This is a genomic window from Paenarthrobacter sp. NPDC092416, from assembly GCF_044755025.1.
Taxonomy (GTDB): Bacteria; Actinomycetota; Actinomycetes; order Actinomycetales; family Micrococcaceae; genus Arthrobacter.
Window position 1 is genome coordinate 278803 of the sequence record NZ_JBIVQG010000002.1, and the last position, 18625, is coordinate 297427.

The following is an 18625-nucleotide window of genomic DNA, read 5'->3' on the forward strand; positions in this document are numbered from 1 at the left end:
GGTGTTCGATTCAGAGGTTCAGCGGGTTCTGGACTTTGTTGCGCGCGGTATCGGCGTGAGGGTTGTTGGGCCGCCAGGGAGCGGCAAAACCACGGTGGTCCGCAATGTCGTGTCCAATCTGGAGAAGTCGGGCATGTCTGTCCACGTCATCACCGGTCTTCGCACCCATCGGACATTTCCTTACTCGGCTATCAAGGGCCTGGGACTGGAGATGCGGCCAGGGCGGGGCGGCGTGACGGATACCGCGGATGTCCTTGCGAGCAAGCTCGGCACGCCCGGGAAACACCTGCTGGTAGTGGACGACATCCATCTGGTGGACGACGGGTCATTGGCAGTCCTTGAAGCAGTCCGGCAAAGGTCGGATTGCCCGTTGGTTGCTACGGGACCGGAAACGTTGACGTTTTCCAAGGGTCAGTTGGCCGTCCTCAATATCGGCCGCGAAGCTCTGCTCCAATTGGACCCGCTCCACTACGAACAAGTTCACGCCTTGGTGACGAGCGTTCTTGGGGCTCCGGCTGATGCTGACACGACGGCACGAATCCTCACCAAATCAGCAGGAAACCCCCGGCTCGTCGTCCGGATCGCGGAGACCGCCTCGTTGAGCAATTTGCTGGTGATGCGTGACGGGCAGTGGGGGATGAGGACTGACTCTCTCTGGAACGATCACTTGCGTGGCACGGTTGAGGGAATTCTCGCTGACTTGGACCCAGAGGAAGTTACTGCCCTTCACACCATGGCCATCCTGGGCACTGCGCGCATCGACGTGCTGCAGAAAGTCATCCATCCTGACGTCATGGACGGCCTTGAGCGCCGCGGGATTTTGTCCGTTATTGAAGATCTCCACAATGGTTCTACCGCGGCAGTCAGTCCGCCCGTCATCGGCGACTATTTCCGTGGGCAGAAACTGCTGAGGGAACGCCATCTGTTGCGGAGCAGGATCGCCAGCGTCCTGGACGATATGCCACGCGCAGCCCGGGAAGAGCCCTCAACGGCTGATCGGCTTGCCCAGGTCATGGCCTCATTGAGGCTGGAGAAAGGCAACGACGATGCCGTCACCGCGCGCTACTTCCACGAACACAGCGAGTCACGCGAAAACACACGGTTCGAGCGCTGGGATGCGAACAAAACGGCGGCCAACGGCGCAGCTCTGCTCAGGGTCTATTGGGGCGCATCCGTAGATCTTCAAAGGGCCTCACGCGTGTGCCGGGAAACGGTCATGGAGGACGCCGATCCCGGCGACGCTTTCTTCATCACCGTGACAAAGGCAGTTCTGGCCATCTATTCCGGCGAAGGCACAACTGTGGCCGCCGAGATCCTGATGAAGTTCGCCGCAGAAAACCCTGAGCAGGCCACAGAGGCCGAGGCAGCCACATTATTTCTCGCCGCGTCGCATGGCCGGGTTCCGCTGACCGCCGTGCTCCGGGCCCAGGAACTGGCAGATGAGTCCCAAGGATTCGCCCGTTTGGTGCACGGACTGCTGGAACTGTACCGGGGCCGGCCGTTGGCGGCCCTCGCCGCTGCGGAAAGTGTCGACGACTACGAGGGCTTTTCCCACCTGCGCCCATTCATTAAGGGCTTCGCGTTGTTTGCCGCTGGCAGGATTGATGAGTCCTTGGTCTTTGCCTTGGGCTGGCGCGCCGATGCACGGCGAAACATGGACCAATTCGGTGTGGTCGCCAGTAGCTACATCGCTGCTCTCGGTCTGCTCTACAACGGCTATTTTGAAGATGCTGAGTACCTCACGAGCAGCGTCCTGGCGATGGGACGGCCAGGCTTCGTGGCCGATACCCTGTACGACGCCATGCTGCGGCTTGCGGGTCTGAGGCATACGACGTCGGCCACCTCAACTGCCGTGTCCATAGCGGCCCAAGCCAAAAGCGATGTACCCGAAGTTGGGCCGCTGCCTGGCATAGGCAAGGGCGTACATGACCTCGTAGCGGCCAACTCCGGCCGGCCCGGAGCATTCGACAGACAGGCCGTCAGACTCATCAAACGGCAAATGAAGAGTGGATACATTCTCGAAGCGATGATGACGGCCTTGCTGTGTACGTGTCTGTGCCCAGGCATTCCCGTCCTGGATCTCCTCAGGAAAATGCTGCGAGATAACGGCATTGCCGTGCACGACCAACTGCTCGGCATTGCAACGGCCGTTGTGGAAAGGGACCACCAGCTGATCGATTTGCTCCTGAAACACTATGAACCGGACACCGATACTTATCAGGTAGGAATGCTGCTGCGGGGTGCGCTGAGACGCAATGTCCTTGAGGGCGATTCGTCTGCAGCAGATGCGATGGTCCAGACCATATCCCAGTTCGCTATCGCGTTCCCTGCCGCCAATGAGCAACTGTCATTGAATACGTTCAAGGCGACGCCGCTTACGGAACGTGAGTTTGAAGTGGCGATCTTGGCGGGCCACCGTTCGAATGTCGAAATCAGCGAGTATTTGGGTATCAGTACGCGGACTGTCGAGAACCACATCTCCAACGCACTTCGCAAAACAGGCGTAACGTCCAGGACGAGCCTCTTCCTGCTGGTGGGAAATTCGTTGCCGCCCGCCTAAGCAACGATAGGCTGAAACCACCTCAACGCACTTGGCCTTATCAACGTGCGCCCGGACTTCGTAGCGCGAAGGGTTTCTCGTGACAAAATCCCCGGCCTTGGCCCGCCGACTCGGCACTTTCGATGCGTCACTGATCGGACTCGGCTCGATGATCGGGGCTGGTGTCTTTGCAGCCTTCACTCCCGCCGCTGCCGCAGCTGGAGCCGGGCTGCTCGTAGGGTTGGTGGTCGCTGCCTTCGTCGCGTTCTGCAATGCGACGTCATCCGCGCAACTCGCAGCGGCATACCCAACGTCCGGCGGCACGTATGTGTACGGCAGGGAACGCCTCGGGCCGTGGGCTGGATTCCTGGCCGGGTGGGGCTTCGTCATTGGCAAGACGGCCAGCGCCGCAGCCATGGCCATGACGTTCGCGGCCTATGCCGCACCGACAGGCTGGGAACGTCCGGTGGCGATTGCCGCCGTCGTGATTTTGACTGCAGTGAACTACCACGGAGTGACGCGGACTGCTGGCCTGACCCGCATCCTGGTGATCGCCGTCTTGGCGGCGCTCGCGATCTCAACTACTGCTGTTTGGAGTGGTTCTGGGCCTGACTTCGGCAAGGTACTGGGGGAGGGACTACTGGCGAGTGGTTGGTATGGCATTCTGCAATCCGCGGGCCTGCTGTTTTTCGCGTTCGCAGGCTACGCAAGGATCGCAACCATGGGGGAGGAAGTCCGTGAACCTCGACGCACGATTCCCCGCGCCATCACCATTGCGTTGGGAATCACCATCATCATTTACGCGGCCGTCGCTCTCACGCTGTTGGCGACACTGGGCCCCGACGGCGTGGCTGGTAACCCCACTCCCTTGGCTGCAGCCGTCGACAATGGAACCCTGTTCTGGCTTGCGCCGATAGTCCGAGTCGGGGCCGCGCTAGCTTCCCTGGGTGCCCTGCTGGCGTTGGTCGCGGGGCTCGGCAGGACGAGCTTGGCGATGGCCCGTGAGCACGACCTGCCGCACTGGCTCGCGGCCGTCCACCCGCGCTATAAGGTCCCGCATCGCGCCGAAACCACGCTCGCCGTGGTGATCTGCCTGATCATTGCTGTTGCGGATCTTCGCGGGGCTATTGGATTCTCATCGTTTGGCGTGCTGCTCTACTACTTGGTGGCGAACATCGCTGCTTTCACGCAGCCAGCCGGGGACCGCCTGTATCCGAAGGCACTCCAACTTCTGGGTGCCATGGGATGTGTGGCGCTCGTTGCGACACTGCCGCCACTGTCCGTTGGGCTCGGAGCGCTGGTGTTCGCCGTCGGCATCGTTTACAGGTTGGTAAGGCTGCGGCTGGGCAGCCCGCGGAACTGAGAGTTATCGCCATTCCGGCTGGGCACGGCTCCACTGGGGGGTATTCGAGTGGAGCCGTGCCGTTAGTGCCTCCGTTCGCAGGGCGAGTGGGGTTTCCCGCCGGACACCGGGATCCCGCCCTGGAGACACCCCCCAAGAGTAGGGGCGAGTCTCGGCGTCTAGGTGGTGAAAAGTGTCTTCTAGGTGGTGAAAACGGCCAAATTAGGGGTCAAAAAGCCAAAAATAGGTAGTGCGCGAGCGGGGTCTAGGTGGTGATTGCCTGTTTCGCCGGCGTCTCCTCACTACACACCGATGACGCGGGAGCCTTCCCACCGCTGGCAGAATTACAGACATGGAGTCACCCACACTGTTGACGGGAGACCATCCGCCTTACGATCTGCGGGACCAAGTCATCCAAGCTGCGCTTCACGGGGGAGGGCTGAGAGCCAGGGCGGGCAACGGTGAGATTCCCTTATCTTGGGCTCGCGACCTGTACCACGACATCAGCCGTAGCCTGCATCGGCTGGAATTGTGGGAAGGTCCCAGCTGGGATCGATTCGAGGAGAAGTTGTCCGACGCCGGCACAAAGTTCCTGCTCGAGGTCCAGAGCCGCTGGGGCGACCGCCAGTAAGTCTGTGGCCGCCCCACCCTTGGATTACTTCTCGCAGCCGATTCCGTCTTTGTCACTGTCCAGGCCGTAGATGTCTGATCCGACCACGGTCACAGGCCCCCTGACATACGCGGGCCCGTTGCCGCTGCCTCCTGCACAGTCGACGTCGGACGCAACGGGGACGCAACCGGAGTAGTTGGGGTCGCAACCGCTCTGGACAAGAGGTGCGGGCTTCGGAGCTGCTGCAGCAGCCTGATCGGCAGCGGCTTTATCTGCCGCCGCTTGGGCCGCGGCTGCCTGCTCGGCTGCTGCTTGGTCCGCGGCAGCTTTGTCGGCCGCAGCCTTGGCCGCAGCGTCGGCAGCTGCCTTTTCTGCCGCAGCTTTCGCGGCTGCCTCGGCGGCAGCTTTGGCCGCGGCCTCGGCAGCTCGTTGATCGGACAGCTTCTTTGCGGTCGCGGAGTCCAGCCACACAAGTTTGCCGGTTTGGTCTATACCGCAAATGTAGGTGTCGCCGGCGCCCACCTGGGTGGCGTTCTCCGAGGTGCAAGCTTTCCCGGCAATCTTGCTCGGAGTCGGGGTTGGCGACGGGCTTGAGGACGCAGAACTACTGGCCGAACTGACGGCGCTGGCCGTTTGAGGTGAGCCGGCCTGGCCGCCGGTCCAAGCCACCAAAGAGGCGGTCACGCCCGCGCGTGCCGCTTCACCGTCGTCGCACGCTCCTCCGCGGATACCGAAGCCCCGGTTCCCAACCCGCGGACCGTCCACCCCGCACCGCGCCAGGCCTCAGCGTCCAGTACGTTTCGAGCGTCCAGCACCATCCGGCGTCGTACGAGTGCCCCCGCAACAGAAGGCGAGAGCGAGACGTATTCGTTCCATTCGGTGAGCAGCAGCACCAGTTCGGCGCCTTCCAGGGCGCGCTTGGTGGAGGCTTCGAAACGGATCTGCGGGTAGCGGATCCAGGCGTTGTTGATGGCTTTGGGATCGGTGATGGTCACATGCGCGCCAGCGGCGGCGAGTTGTTGGGCGACGTCCAAAGCGGGCGAGTCGCGAATGTCGTCGGTATCGGGTTTGAAGGCCGCGCCGAGGACAGTGACGGTGCGGCCGGACAGGAATCCGCGGCACATTTCGCGGGCTACTTCTACGGTGCGGGCGCGTTGGTCCAGATTGATGGAGTCCACCAACGCCATCCACTCGTCCACGGAATCTACGGAAAGCTCGCGGGCCTGGGCGCGGAAGGACCGGATGTCCTTGGGCAGGCAGCCGCCGCCGAATCCGAGTCCGGCGTGCATGTAACGGTTGCCGATGCGCGGATCCAGGCCCATCGCTTCGCTGAGCTCACTCACGTCAGCGCCGGAGGCGTCGCACAGTTCAGCCATGGCGTTGATGAAGCTGACCTTCGTGGCCAGGAACGCGTTCGACGCCGACTTGATCAGCTCCGCAGTGGCGAAGTTGCAAACCAGCCGCGGGATGCCGGCGCTGATCAGCGGCTCGTAAACGGCATCCAAGACTGCGGTGACCGGAGCGCCTGCAGCGGCACCCTTGCCGCCAGGAACGCCATAGACCAGCCGGTCCGGGACCAACGAATCCTTGACGGCCGTGCCCTGGCGGAGGAACTCCGGGTTCCAGCCGAGCAGCACGTCGGACCGTCGGGCCAGGATCGCGCGGAGCGTTTCCACCGTGCCAACAGGCACAGTCGATTTACCGACGACGGCGGCACCCTTGGCCAGGTGCGGCAGGAGGCTCTTCGTGGCGCCCAAGAGGTAGGAGAGATCTGCTGTGTCCGAGGTCTTGGATTGGGGCGTGCCCACGCACAGGAAGTGCACCTGGGCGTCGGCGGCCTCGGCAAAGTCGATGGTGAACTCGAGCCGGCCGGTGGTGCGACCGTCGCGGAGGAGTTCGTCCAAGCCAGGTTCGTGGAAGGGAGCCAGCGCTTTGTTGAGCTGCTCAACCTTGTGGGAGTCGACGTCGATGCCCACCACGGTGTGGCCCATGGACGCGAGGGTGGCGGCGTGAACCGCACCGAGGTAGCCGCAACCGATCACGGAGATCTTCATGACAAGGGTCCTTTGCTTGAGGTAAGTTCTGTGGGCTCCACCGTCGGGCGGCCGTCAATCACGTCTTCGTAGTGCCGAACCAAATCGGCGCTCAGCACCGGCCACGTCCTGCCCTGTACCGAAGCAGTCGCTGCCGTTGCGAACGCGCGGCGCTTGGCATCGTCGCCCATCAGGTCCTGCGCGTAATCGCGAAGTTGGGTAAGGTTCCCGGGCTCATACAGCCAGCCGGTGCGTGAGTTTTCCACCAGATCCAAGGGGCCGCCGCGACCGGTTGCGACCACAGGAACGCCCGAAGCCATGGCTTCCTGGATCGTCTGGCAGAAGGTCTCGAACTCGCCGGGATGGACGAAGAGATCGAAGCTCGCCACGGCTTCCGCCAGTGAATTCCCGCCGAGGAAGCCCGCAAAATGAGCATTAGGAAGTGCCAGTTCAAGAGCAGCGCGTTGCGGCCCGTCGCCCACAATCACGAGTTTCGTGTCCGGCAACCCTGCCAGCACCGCGAGGTCCTCAACCTGCTTCTCCACGGCGAGCCGCCCGACGTAACCGATGATTCGTTCACCGCCCGGCGCTACTGAGCTGCGCCACGCCGTCGAACGTTTTGCGGGATTGAAGCGCGCGGTATCCACACCGCGACGCCACATGTCCACGCGCAGTATGCCGCGTCCGCGCAACTGGTTCAGCGCGAAAGTGGACGGCACAAGGGTCCTTGAGGCCAGGAGGTGGATGTTGTCCACTCGGTTCCAGGCCCAGTTCTCCAGGAACGGCACACCGTATCTTGCGGCGTAGCTGGGAACTTCGGTTTGGTAGATCGCCACGCTCGGGATGCCGAGTTGGTGGGCCGCCTGCACGGCGCGCCAACCGAGGACGAACGGGGAAGCGAGGTGCACCACGTCGGGGGCGAAATCGGCAAGGATTCGCTTGACCCGATTCACACCACCCAACGCCACCCGCACATTCGTGTATCCGGCCAGCGGCACGGAAGGAAGCCGGTGCACATACGCACCCTTCACGACGCTCGAAACATCAGTGTCCGACGTCGACGGCGCGATCACCATCACCTCATCCCCGCGCTCCTGCAGATGCTCCAGCACCCGCAGGATGGAGTGGGTTACCCCGTTCATCAGTGGCAGGAATGATTCGGCGACGATTGCGATCCTCACCCTTCAACGGTGGGCGCGGCGGTTGGCTTTGTGGGTTCGAAAGGGTGGCTTGTGGAGGAAGAGTTGGTTAACAGGTGGGGCTTCTGTTGTCCGTGGTGCCGCGTAGACTTCCCCTATCGACGCACTGGGGCGTCAAGACTATTGGGGGTTTCAAAAAATGGGTGCTGTTGTCGATTTTTCGCGCGCTCTTGGGGGAGTAAACGTACGACGACGGCGCCGGGCGGCGGCGCGTTCAGTCGCGGTCGGATTGGGCTTGGCTTTGCTGCTGGGAACTGTCGGTTCTTTGACAACGACAGTCTCGCCGGCCGTGGCGGATGCGGTGACGGATTTCGTTCCCGTTGGTGAACGGCCGGGATCAATGGCCGTCAACCCGGTGACGAACAAGGCCTACGTGGCTACGTATGAAGGCCTTTCCGTGATCAATGGCGTGGTCGGGTCAGGCATCCTGAACATCGGCGACATGCCCTGGGACGTTGCTGTCAACAGCGCCACGAACAAGATCTATGCAAGCCAAATAGGCGGGACGGTCGCCGTGGTTGACGGGGCCACGGAGGCCACGACGGCGTCGGTGACCGTGGGCACTGATCCGTACACCGTGACGGTCAACGAAACGAACAACAAGATCTATGTCGGCGTCCAAGGTGGCGTGACGATTATTGACGGTTCTACCCTTGCTACCTCATTCGTTGCGCTCGCGGGAAGTGCGCAGGACATCGTGGTGAATCCTGTGACGGACAAGGTCTACGTTTTGTCCAACGGAACCATCAAGGTTCTTAGCGCGGACGGGACCATCGTCGGGGACATCATTATTGGTGCGGGCGGCATCCTCGCATTGGCAGTCAACCCGACCACAAACAAGGTCTACGCAACCACTATCGCCAGGTACGGTCCCAGCCTGCTGCTGATCGATGGCGCAACTGACACGACCACGGCGAACATCGCGTCTTCCAGCAAGCTGGGGAAAGTTGCCGTGAACCCGTCCACCAACCGGATTTACATTTCCGTGGACGGTCTGTCCGCTGACGGCGCCGTGAAGGTCTTCGACGGCACAACCGGGGCCGAAATCACCACCATCAGCACAGCCTCGCGTGTCAACGAGATCGTGGTGAACCACACGAACAATAAGATCTACGCCCCAACCTACGACGGTGGAACCGGTGTCATCGACGGACAGAGCAACAGCAGTTACGCCGTCTACACCGGAAACCAGCCTGTTGGCGCCGCCGTCAACACCACCACGGACAGGGTCTACGTGGCCAGCTACGCCCGGGCATCCGTGGGCGTGATTGACGCGACCGTGGAGCAACCGGTCAAGAACGACTTCAACGGCGATGGTCTTACTGACGTCTTGGCCCGGGAATCATCCGGCGTGCTGTGGCTGTACCCCGGGGACGGCGCAGGTGGTTGGTTGCCTCGCGTCCAGGTAGGTCAGGGCTGGAATGTCATGACCGCTTTGCTTGCTCCCGGTGACTTCAACGGTGACGGCAATGCGGATGTTCTGGCCCGGGACACCTCTGGTTTGCTGTGGCTCTACCCGGGCAACGGCTCTGGCGGGTGGCTGTCCCGCGTTCAGGTAGGCACGGGCTGGGCGGGTATGACCGCGATCGAGTCCGTCGGCGACTTCAACGGCGACAGTTTTGTTGATGTCGCAGCCCGGACCGCCTCAGGCGTGCTGTGGATTTACCGAGGCAACGGTTCCGGTGGCTGGTTGTCTGCCATCCAAGTGGGTACGGGCTGGAACGGGATGTCCGAGATCACGGGAGTTGGCGACTTCAACAGCGACGGCACCCCGGACATAGCTGCCCGCGACTCCGCCGGAGTGTTGTGGCTCTACCCCGGCAGCGGATCCGGTGGCTGGCTGCCGCAGCGCGCAATCGGCCAGGGCTGGAACGTCATGAACTCCCTGGTTGGGCCGGGCGACTTCAACGGCGACGGACGTGCGGACATCCTGGCTCGCAACTCCGCTGGCGAGTTGTGGCTCTACGCGGGCAGCGGGGGACTGGCGTGGCCGTCGGCTTCCCGCGTTGGCACGGGGTGGAATGGGATGACGGCGATTCTGTGAGTTTCTGATCGTAATCGCCTACAAGCTGGCGACTAGCTCGAACTGGAGCCAGCCGCCAACTTGTCGAGTCAAGAGTGAAGATTACTCACTAGTTCAGAAACGATAAACCCCAACTGACGTGAACTTCACTGCAGCGATGGGCCTTTAGTCCATTATCGAGGTGCGCTTCATGCAGTCGGGGGTTTACTGTTCCCGCGATCTTATTTGGTGGCTACGAAGACTTTGTCGCCGAACATTCCCGCCCGGACTGCCAGGACCCCTTGTCCAGCAGTCGCGCTTGGTACCTCGAAGGCTTTATTCCCCGTTGCAGTGGCACCCTTATAGAGGGTGCTCATGTTGTCGATTGGCTCGGGTGCAACGGCAAGCGTTTTGGTACCGTCTACAGTGGTTCCGTCGGCGGTGACGTACTCGAGTGATACAAAGACGGGCATCTGTCCATTAGCATCGTCACCTGTATAGGTTGCCGAATAATTGACCAAGATGTACTCAGATCCGGCCGCGGGTGCTTTGTTGAATTGATTGGCAGATACTACGGCATCTGTTGCAGCCAAGGTGACCGAATTTATTACTACACGCCAATCCTTTGACTCAATGACTGAACCAATGGGATATGGGTTTTCTCGAGTTCCAGCATTCGCTGACGCATCAGTCTTGCCTCCACTTTCAGTGGCTCCGCCTTTGGACGGCTGCACAACTTTGGTGTCACCACCAAAGGCATTGTCAAAGGACGTCGCCACAACCGCCGTAAAGACAACCACTCCAACAATCGTGCCCACTACGGACGTGATCAGGGCGGCCACTCCCATCCATTTGGCTTTGTCTTTCAGGAAGAGGGAGACGATCGCCAAGATGAAAGCGATAGGCAGCAAGACCCAGCCGACTATCAAGGCACCGGGAACGCACGCAAAGATAAACCCCAAAACAGCTGTTATAAGCGCAATCAGGCCGACTATGTTTAGCTGCTTTTTAGTGTTCGTCGGCGGTGCGGGAAGTGTGTAGGGCGGGACCCCGGCGCCTTGGGCATATTGAGGATGCTGGTGTGGGGAAGGTTGCTGTGAGCCATCCCCCGGAAGCTCTGGAGTTGTCATGGCAACACTATTGCAGAGCCGAACCCTTTAGGCACGATCCCATAAATTGCGTTTCAATAACTTAGTGTGACGAGCCTTGTTCTTTATGTGATGCCCTGCTTTCATTTTTCCTTTTAAAGGACTGTGCTCTCGTTTCTAGAAGCTTGAAGCGGGGTCCCGTGTTTTCATCGGGATGTCAGCCTTTCCCACCCCGCGCCCGCTTCAGATCCTTCCTTAACCCACGGTTGTCCGCCCGGAGCTCGCGATTGTTGTCGGCCAGGCCCCGGTTGTCCTCCGTCAGCCCCCGGTTTGCGGCCTCCAACTCCAGCACGCGCTTCACCCCGGCCAGGTTCAGGCCCTCGTCCAGAAGCGCGCCAATCCTCCGGAGGGTCGCAAGGTCCTGTTGGCTGTAGCGGCGAGTGCCGCCGTCGGTCCTTTCAGGAGTGAGAAGCCCTTTGCGTTCGTACTGCCGGATGTTCTGTTGCCCGGTGCCTACCAGCTCGGCCGCAACGGAAATGGCGTAGACGCCACGACCGTCCCGGTCTGCAGCGTCACGTGTACCAGCGCCGTCCGCCTCCGCGGGCGTACCGCCGTCGTGATCCAGCCGCTCGGTGTCACCGTCGCCAGCCATGCAAACCTCTCAAAAATCCTGGAAAAAACCTCTTGCACCACTCTCTCGCCGGTGCTATAAAAAATCTATACCAGCCAACATAGATCTGGAAGGCTGGCAGAACAATAAAACCGCATCACGATCTGAAGGAGTGAGAACCAAATGCTGATGCGCACAGACCCGTTCCGCGAATTCGACAGGCTCGCCCAACAGGTTTTTGGCACAACAGCAAGGCCTGCCGGCATGCCGATGGATGCTTGGCAAGAGGAAGGGCAATTCATTGTTGCCTTCGATCTGCCGGGCGTCACGCCTGATTCGGTGGAATTGGACGTCGAAAGCAACGTCCTGACGGTCAAGGCAGAACGTAAGTCGCCTGCGGGCGAGAACACCGAGATGATTGCCGCCGAACGCCCGCAAGGCGTGTTCAGTCGGCAGCTCATTCTGGGTGACACCCTGGATACAGATGGTGTCCAGGCAAGTTACGACGCAGGTGTGTTGACGCTCCGCATTCCCGTCGCCGAGAAAGCAAAGCCACGGCGTATCGAGATTTCTTCAAATAGCCAGCGGCAGGAGATCAACGCCTAACCAAAGCTGCCCCGCTGGAGCTCCACCCGGGGGTGGCTGACCAACGGGGCGTCCGACCGGGAGCTTCCGACCGACCGCAGAGGAATAGTTGGGCGCAGGCTTCGCGCCACGCCACAGCACTTATCGTGCAGCTGAAGCGCGGTCCCCGACGTCGTCTCCCGATTGATGGCCCCCGGCCCATGCCGGGGGCCATCGCCAAATCCGCAGCACTTATCCGGAACCAGCAGTGAGCACCAACCAACCCGACTACTACGCGATCTTGAACGTGGCTCCCAGCGCGACAGCCCGTGAAATCACCCACGCCTACCGCTCTCTGCTCCGCACCCACCACCCGGATACCCGCAAAAAAGCCGACGACGGCGGCACCTCCCAGGCGGCCGACCTCCAGGAACTGCACGCCATCATGCAGGCCTATGTTGTGCTCTCGGATCCGGCGAAGCGGAGTGCCTACGACCGCAGCCGGAGAACGGGTAGCTCGTCGAGCGGTTCATCAGGGTCGAGTGCTTCCACCGGCAAACCAGTGAAGGTCCGCATCCATAAGAAGCCCGCACCTGCAGCAGACAGCCAAATGGACCAGCCGCCGATCGTCTTCGGCCCGGTCCAGTGGGAACCGCCGCCCAGGACAACCCCCGGATTCCCGTCGCCCAAAGTCCGAAGGAGATACATATGAGTGCCTGGCGCTCGTACGACAGCCATCTGATGCCCGCGTTCTACGAACGATTCGAGAATCGATGGGGAAAGGGAACGGCGCCGTTCCTGGACCCTGAAGTGCACGAACAACCCATGCCGCGCGCCCAATGGATCAATGTTGATACCGGTGCCGCTGTGGCAGTGGTTCCGATTTGGACGGCCGATCCCGAACATCGGTCCTTTGGCGTCTTCTACCTTCCGCCAGCCGGCGACATATGGATCCTCCGCCCAGGGCCAACTACGTTCATCGAACCTGGTAAGGCCGGGACCAGAGAGCAGGTCTCACTGCGCAACGACGCCTTCAAGAAAGCCGTGAATCACGCCAAGGAATTCATTTACGGGCCTCAGCCTTAGTGTTTTGCGTTTTCGGGCCGGTGCATATGTCAGGATTCCCTCAACACCTCCGGCAGCTCCTCCACATACACCGTCTGCGGCGGCTCGAAGTGGATCACCAGCACTTTCTCGCCCACGGGGTACACGCTCGTTTTGTCGAACGGGTGGGCGAAGAACGCACTGGTGCCGCCGTGGAAGGGGAGCATGACCTCGCCGATGGTGCCTGGTCCGATGGTTCCTGTGACCCTGCCGATCTTGCCGGTGAGGCTGCGGTTGAACTCTTTATGCATCGGGGGCCTTGGCGGGCGGGGCTTTCACAGGCTTCGCAGGTGCGGAGCGTGGTGAAGGAGCAGGCGCATCCTTCCCCCTCAACGCTGAAGCGAGTGATGGCAGGAAGCTTCCCACCTGGGACAGGATTCCACCCACCATGCTGTTGAGGCCTTCTCCGCCGTTGAGCACGGTCAACTGACCGATGCGGGAGAATGGCTCCGCCGCGGCCGAAACGATCGCAGGCATGTTCTCCGCGATTTGCTGGTTGATGACGGCTTCCTGGTTCGTCTCCAAGGCTTCGCCCCTGGCTTTGATGCCTTCAGCCTCGGCCAGCGCCTTCGCTTTCACCGCCGATGCCGCAGCGTTTCCACGAGCCGTGGTGGCCGCAGCTTCTGCCTCACCAGTCACCCGGGTAGCACCTGCCATCGCGGCAGCGGCACCTGCGGCGGCTTGGGCTTCCAGCTCGACTCGTCGTGCGTTTGCCTGGGCCTCCAACTCGGTGCGCTTGGCCAACGCCTCGGCCGCGCTGATGTCTGCAGCCTTCTTCGCCTCGGCTTCGGTCCGTTGGGCGTAGGCCTTGGCATCGGCCGGCTTGCGAATGGTGGTCTGCAGTTTCTGTTCTTCGCGGTCGGCCTCAAGTTTGGCCACCTCGGTTTCCTGGACCACCACTTGCTGGCGGGCAGTGGCGTCGGCCAGCGGCCCGGCCTGGGCTGCGTTGGCGCGGGCCTGTTCCGCATTGGCTTGGGCGGCTGACTGCTTAATGGCCGAGAGGCTCTGGGCATCCGCAATGAGCGCGGCCGCTTCGGCTTCCTTCTCGGCGGCTTCGCGGTTGCGCGTAGCCTCGGCGATGCGGGCCTCCATCTTGACCTGTGCGATGTGCGGCTTGGCCAGGTTTTGGATATATCCGGTGGGATCCTGCAGATCCTTGATTTGCAGCGAATCCACCACCAAACCAAGTTTCTCCATCTCAACACCGCTGGCGCTGCGGACCAACGAGGCCAACTTGTCGCGTTCGCGGATGATTTCCTCAACCGTCATGCTGCCGATGATCGAGCGCAGGTGCCCTTCAAACACGTTGTACACCTGGCTCTCCATCTTGGGCTGTTGCCCCAGGAACCTCCGGGCGGCGTTCGCGATGAACGGGGGAGCGTCGCCGATCTTGTAGATGACTACGCCGTCAACAATCACTTGGATGCCTTGGGACGTGACACACGAAACTTTGAGCTCGGTTTCATTCAGCGTCAGCGCCAAGGTCCGCACGGTCTGCAGTCCGGGAACCACCAAAGCGCCCTTTCCGGTGACGATCTTGAAGTCCATCCCGTCCGTATTTTCCAGCGTCCCGCGGGTCAGCCCCGAAATAATCAGGGCCTCGTTCGGTTCGGCGACCTTCCACATGGCCTTCACCGCAAGCCACACGAAACCGATAGCAAATACGACGCCGAGAATCCCGGCGACCAGCGGAAAGAATGCTGCGAGGTCGTCCATTGACCTTGTCCCTTCAGACGGTGAACCGGCCACCTTGGTTGACCCCCATAGGCCAAGTGGTTGCTCGTGTACACAGTCTCGTTCCGCTGGAGCAGGGAAGTCCAGCACATTTGTGCGTCATTTGTAAGGCCACAAAAGCGGACCAAAAATGACTGCGATGGCTCGTAAGCTGAAATCACGGACCCCGAGGAAGAGGACACAGTCATGACCACGGCAGACCCGAACATCAGCACCGTCCCCACCGGCTACTCCAGCGTCAGCCCCTGGCTCATCACCCGCGACACGAACGCGCTCTTTGAATTCATCACGGCAGCCTTCGGCGCCAACGAGATTGACCGCCTTGTGGGCGAGGACGGGACCATTGGGCACGCGGAAGCGCGCATCGGCGACTCAGTAGTCCTCGCGTTCGACAGCCGACCGCATTGGCCGCAGACGCCGTCGTACCTTCGCCTTTACGTCGACGACGCCGATGCCGCCTTCCACGCCGCCCTCGCCGCAGGTGCCACCGCAGTTTCGGTCCTCGACAACAGCGCATGGGGCGACCGCGGCGCCCGCGTCCAGGACCCGCTCGGGAATGTCTGGTGGATCATGTCGCACATGGAGGACGTCAGTGAGGACGAAGCCAACCGCCGCTGGCAAGACCCCAAGTACGCGGCAGGCATGGAGTACGCCATCGAATCCCTCAAACGGCATATGACCGGACAGTCCGACGCACCGGTCCCTGAAGCCATCCGCAGCATGGCACCGGTCAAACGGGCAGTGGGCATCAGCGCGGTCCCGGCCGGATACCGCTCGGTTGAACCCTGGATCATTTCCCGCAGCACGGCCGGCGTCCTCGATTTCATCACCGCAGCGTTCGGTGCGCAGGAAGCGTTCCGCGTCCCGATGGATGATGGCTCGATTGGCCACGCGGAGGCGCGGATCGGCGATTCGAACATCCTCGCCTTCGACTCGCGCCCGGACTGGCCGCCCACTCCGGCGTTCCTCCGCGTCTACGTTGACGACGGCGATGCCTCCTTCGCGGCCGCACTCGCCGCAGGTGCCACGGCAGTCACGAACATGACGGAGATGTTCTGGGGAGAAAAGGTTGGCCGCGTCCGCGATCCGTTCGGCAACCTGTGGTGGATCCACTGCCGAGTGGCCGAGCTGACCGAAGAAGAAGCGTACGCCCGGGCCGGCGACCCCGGGTTCGTGAAAGCCATGGAGTACGTAACGAGTGCGGAAATCGTGGCGCCCTGAGGCCGGAATCCGCGCGAAAGCAGCAAAGAAAAAAGAAGGCTGGTGCAACCCCTGGAGAAATCCAAGGTGAGTTGCACCAGCTGCTAGTACGACATATCAAATGTTGGTTTCAGACCTACTCATTGGCCGCTCCTAGTTCCCGGCTTCAGTTTTTCCGGGCCTTTCTATCGTCAGTCAGGTATTGGGCGAACATCCATCCGGCAACAATCATCAGGATGCCCAGGACCATCAAAGTCCAGTTGCCCGCAGTGTTCATCGAGAGGAAGTTCGCTGCCGAATCCACTCCGACGCTCAGTCCGTAAATGCTGAGCACCACGTAGAAGGCACCAAATCCCATCAGGAAGTTACGCGCACCGTGGCCCGAGCGGGACATTGCCCACCCCGTTGCACCAATGACCATCTGCACAATATTGAGCAGGATGGACACTTGGAACAGGCCAAGGAGCATTGCGTGCGAATTTGGTCCGAGGAACTGCATTTCCCCGTATTGCATGGTGATACCCGGAATGAATCCGAGCAGGCCCACCAGCACCATCAGAAGGCCAACGCCCATGCCGATGTTTTGGACGTCTTGCCGTCCGAAGTGAACACCGTGGGCGTGCGGAGCAGAGGTGGTCATTTTGTCCTCCATTCACCCCTTGCGAACACTCCAATCGTACGTCCGCTTTGTGCAAAAAGCGCTGAAAACAGCCGGGATCACAGGGGCGCCTGCCGGGGGAGGGGTGCCCATCGTGGCACGATAGAACACGATGAAACTGCGCGCTGATCAGACCGGAAACCGTGGCCTCCCCATGCCCCTTTGGCTGCAGGGTGGTCTGGAAGCGGCGCAGGCAGCGTTCATTTCTGCCATTGTTGTGGTGCTCCCGCTCGTCGGGGTGTGGGCTACTGATGGATTCCAGAACCGGAATGTGGATGCGTTGGCGCGCCTTGCAGGCCAAGTATGGCTCCTGATCCACGGCGTCCCGTTGAATCTGGCGAAGGTCAACATCGGCACGGCCGGGCAGCCTGGATCGGGCCTTCTGTCCCTGATTCCGCTGGGCCTGACGCTCATTCCCTTCCTCCTCGCCTGGAGGGCGGGCAGACGTCTGGCCCGAGCGTCCTACACTGACCAGTTGTGGCAGGCATTCCTCGGAGCGTGGATTGTCTACGCCGCGTTCGGGGCCGCCACGGGCTTCGTGTGCCGCACATCCGAGGTAGTCATCAACTTGTGGTTCGCCATGTTCCTGCCGCTGATTTCGTTCGGCCTCGGCATGGTGATCGGCGCCCGACGCGAGGCGGGCTCGTGGAGCCGCCTGATCGGCGTCGACGCCGTTGACTGGATCGCCCGCACCAGCCAGCATTCGCGCTGGGCCGGCTCGTACGTGGGCTCTGCGTTGAAGGCCGGTTTCGTCGCGACCATGGCCGCCGTTTCGTTGGCCGCTCTGCTGCTGGCCGTGGACATTGTGTGGCACTGGACGGACATCATTGCCGTGTACGAAGGAATCCAAGCCGGTGCTTTGGGCGGCGCTGTCCTCACCATCGCGCAGCTTGGCTTCCTGCCGAACCTGGTCATTTTCGCGCTGTCATGGATGTCGGGCGCTGGATTCTCGCTGGGCGTCGGCTCGCACGCTGGTCCGCTGGGCACCGCCGTCGGGCCGTTGCCTGCAGTTCCGATCTTCGGGGGGCTGCCTGCCGGACAGCTCGACGCCGGCGCAATGGCACTCGCGCTGCCGGTGTTCGCCGGGATCGTTGCCGGCTGGTGGTTCCTCAGGGAAGGCGAGAACCACTTTGACGAGTGGCTCTCCATCAAAGTCAAGGCCCGCTGGTTCACGGCCACTGTTTCAACCCTGTTTTTGGGTGCCTTCATAGGCGCTGTTGCGGGCTTGTTGAGTGGCGGACTCTCGTGGATCGCACGTGGTTCCGCCGGAATCGGACGGCTCACGGAGATCGGACCCGACCCGTTGTGGACGGCCGTCTGGCTGGCCGCAGAGGTGGGTATCGGCGTCGTAATCGGTTACGCGGTGGGGCCGTGGCTGGAACGCCGCCAGAAGCTTCGCGAAGCGAACCTGGACGAAGCAGCGTTCGACGACGAACACGCTTGAGGCGCTTCCCCACCCCTGGCTCGAGGTGCCTCAGCGGCTTAGCGCAGGGCGCCCGGCATCGAATTTTCCAGCTGTGTGAGGCACCGTGTCTTGGCCGACTCCGTGAGTGCTGCGCGTGAGCAGTCCTGGTAGGTGGTGACCTGCTTGAAGAAGAGCGCCGACGTGATGATCAGCAGACACATGACGGCCGTGACAACCAGTCCGGAAATGGTGCCGAAAAGCATCAATCGAGGGTGCTTGTACTTCACCGTGCGGACCAGAACCACCACGCCCAGGACGCCGCCGGCGAGCGTCAGGATGCCGCTCAGCCACACATAGCTGACGTTCAGGGAGAAGACGAAGAACGATCCCAGCGCCGCCAAAAGGAACGCGCGGAAGAGGTTTTGCGTCACGGCAAACGCGGATTTTTCCGCCTCGGTGCGGGGCTGCTGGCTTGGCCGTGGAGCGACGTCGGGATTCATGTTTTCCAGCCTACGCGAGCCGCCCATAAGCTAGTGC

The 18625-nt window shown here is 61.6% G+C and carries 18 protein-coding genes; 9 read left to right on the forward strand and 9 right to left on the reverse strand.

Annotation, left to right across the window (positions count from 1 at the left end; translation table 11 throughout):
* Position 1 precedes the first annotated feature (1 nt).
* From ACIQC5_RS05465 to ACIQC5_RS05475, 3 genes are all read left to right on the forward strand, one after another.
* Positions 2-2560 carry a LuxR C-terminal-related transcriptional regulator gene (locus tag ACIQC5_RS05465; RefSeq protein ID WP_400279160.1) on the forward strand — a complete coding sequence of 853 codons (2559 nt, stop codon included), beginning with the start codon at positions 2-4 and terminating at the stop codon, positions 2558-2560.
* 79 nt (positions 2561-2639) lie between these two features.
* Complete coding sequence (locus ACIQC5_RS05470) at positions 2640-3902, forward strand: APC family permease (RefSeq protein WP_400279163.1); 1263 nt, start codon at positions 2640-2642, stop codon at positions 3900-3902.
* Positions 3903-4233: 331 nt separating this feature from the next.
* Entirely contained in the window at positions 4234-4512 is a 279-nt protein-coding gene (locus ACIQC5_RS05475) for a hypothetical protein (protein ID WP_400279165.1), read from the forward strand.
* Between the two features lie 24 nt (positions 4513-4536).
* Here the strand turns inward: ACIQC5_RS05475 and ACIQC5_RS05480 are convergent, their stop codons facing one another.
* From ACIQC5_RS05480 to ACIQC5_RS05490, 3 genes are read right to left on the reverse strand one after another with little or no spacing between them, the layout of a single operon-like run.
* On the reverse strand, positions 4537-5175 hold the full coding sequence (locus tag ACIQC5_RS05480) for a hypothetical protein (protein ID WP_400279168.1): 639 nt from the start codon (positions 5173-5175) through the stop codon (positions 4537-4539).
* Positions 5172-6545, reverse strand: coding sequence for a UDP-glucose dehydrogenase family protein (locus ACIQC5_RS05485; RefSeq protein ID WP_400279171.1), 1374 nt, complete (start codon positions 6543-6545; stop codon positions 5172-5174). Before ACIQC5_RS05485 ends, ACIQC5_RS05480 begins: the two co-directional genes overlap by 4 nt.
* The gene (locus tag ACIQC5_RS05490) at positions 6542-7705 is read right to left on the reverse strand and encodes a glycosyltransferase family 4 protein (protein WP_400279173.1); all 1164 of its coding nucleotides are present in this window, start codon (positions 7703-7705) and stop codon (positions 6542-6544) included. Before ACIQC5_RS05490 ends, ACIQC5_RS05485 begins: the two co-directional genes overlap by 4 nt.
* A 283-nt stretch (positions 7706-7988) precedes the next feature.
* Between ACIQC5_RS05490 and ACIQC5_RS05495 the strand changes: the two genes are divergently transcribed.
* The gene (locus tag ACIQC5_RS05495; protein ID WP_400279176.1) at positions 7989-9767 is read left to right on the forward strand and encodes an FG-GAP-like repeat-containing protein; all 1779 of its coding nucleotides are present in this window, start codon (positions 7989-7991) and stop codon (positions 9765-9767) included.
* A 200-nt stretch (positions 9768-9967) separates the two neighbouring features.
* On the opposite strand, the gene ACIQC5_RS05500 is transcribed toward ACIQC5_RS05495, so the two are convergent.
* The gene (locus ACIQC5_RS05500) at positions 9968-10855 is read right to left on the reverse strand and encodes a hypothetical protein (protein ID WP_400279179.1); all 888 of its coding nucleotides are present in this window, start codon (positions 10853-10855) and stop codon (positions 9968-9970) included.
* 175 nt (positions 10856-11030) lie between these two features.
* Entirely contained in the window at positions 11031-11465 is a 435-nt protein-coding gene (locus ACIQC5_RS05505; protein ID WP_400279182.1) for a MerR family transcriptional regulator, read from the reverse strand.
* A gap of 141 nt (positions 11466-11606) precedes the next feature.
* On the opposite strand from ACIQC5_RS05505, the gene ACIQC5_RS05510 reads away from it, so the two are divergent.
* From ACIQC5_RS05510 to ACIQC5_RS05520, 3 genes are all read left to right on the forward strand, one after another.
* Positions 11607-12029 carry an Hsp20/alpha crystallin family protein gene (locus ACIQC5_RS05510; protein ID WP_400279185.1) on the forward strand — a complete coding sequence of 141 codons (423 nt, stop codon included), beginning with the start codon at positions 11607-11609 and terminating at the stop codon, positions 12027-12029.
* Positions 12030-12255: 226 nt separating this feature from the next.
* Positions 12256-12699, forward strand: a complete 444-nt coding sequence (locus ACIQC5_RS05515) for a J domain-containing protein (protein ID WP_400279187.1) — start codon at positions 12256-12258, stop codon at positions 12697-12699.
* The gene (locus ACIQC5_RS05520) at positions 12696-13073 is read left to right on the forward strand and encodes a hypothetical protein (RefSeq protein ID WP_400279189.1); all 378 of its coding nucleotides are present in this window, start codon (positions 12696-12698) and stop codon (positions 13071-13073) included. The genes ACIQC5_RS05515 and ACIQC5_RS05520 overlap by 4 nt, the downstream gene beginning before the upstream one ends.
* A 29-nt stretch (positions 13074-13102) precedes the next feature.
* Here the strand turns inward: ACIQC5_RS05520 and ACIQC5_RS05525 are convergent, their stop codons facing one another.
* Together ACIQC5_RS05525 and ACIQC5_RS05530 are read right to left on the reverse strand one after the other, a co-directional pair.
* Positions 13103-13342: a hypothetical protein gene (locus tag ACIQC5_RS05525; RefSeq protein ID WP_400279192.1), complete on the reverse strand. Its 240-nt coding sequence runs from the start codon at positions 13340-13342 to the stop codon at positions 13103-13105.
* Positions 13335-14807: a flotillin family protein gene (locus tag ACIQC5_RS05530; protein WP_400279194.1), complete on the reverse strand. Its 1473-nt coding sequence runs from the start codon at positions 14805-14807 to the stop codon at positions 13335-13337. The genes ACIQC5_RS05525 and ACIQC5_RS05530 overlap by 8 nt, the downstream gene beginning before the upstream one ends.
* A 204-nt stretch (positions 14808-15011) precedes the next feature.
* Between ACIQC5_RS05530 and ACIQC5_RS05535 the strand changes: the two genes are divergently transcribed.
* Positions 15012-16046, forward strand: coding sequence for a VOC family protein (locus ACIQC5_RS05535; protein ID WP_400279197.1), 1035 nt, complete (start codon positions 15012-15014; stop codon positions 16044-16046).
* A 145-nt stretch (positions 16047-16191) separates the two neighbouring features.
* Here ACIQC5_RS05535 and ACIQC5_RS05540 read toward each other — a convergent pair whose 3' ends face one another.
* Positions 16192-16665, reverse strand: a complete 474-nt coding sequence (locus tag ACIQC5_RS05540; protein WP_400279199.1) for a DUF4383 domain-containing protein — start codon at positions 16663-16665, stop codon at positions 16192-16194.
* A gap of 130 nt (positions 16666-16795) precedes the next feature.
* Between ACIQC5_RS05540 and ACIQC5_RS05545 the strand changes: the two genes are divergently transcribed.
* Positions 16796-18127 carry a DUF6350 family protein gene (locus ACIQC5_RS05545; RefSeq protein ID WP_400279201.1) on the forward strand — a complete coding sequence of 444 codons (1332 nt, stop codon included), beginning with the start codon at positions 16796-16798 and terminating at the stop codon, positions 18125-18127.
* A gap of 38 nt (positions 18128-18165) precedes the next feature.
* On the opposite strand, the gene ACIQC5_RS05550 is transcribed toward ACIQC5_RS05545, so the two are convergent.
* Positions 18166-18615, reverse strand: a complete 450-nt coding sequence (locus ACIQC5_RS05550; RefSeq protein WP_400279203.1) for a hypothetical protein — start codon at positions 18613-18615, stop codon at positions 18166-18168.
* Between the last annotated feature and the right edge of the window lie 10 nt (positions 18616-18625).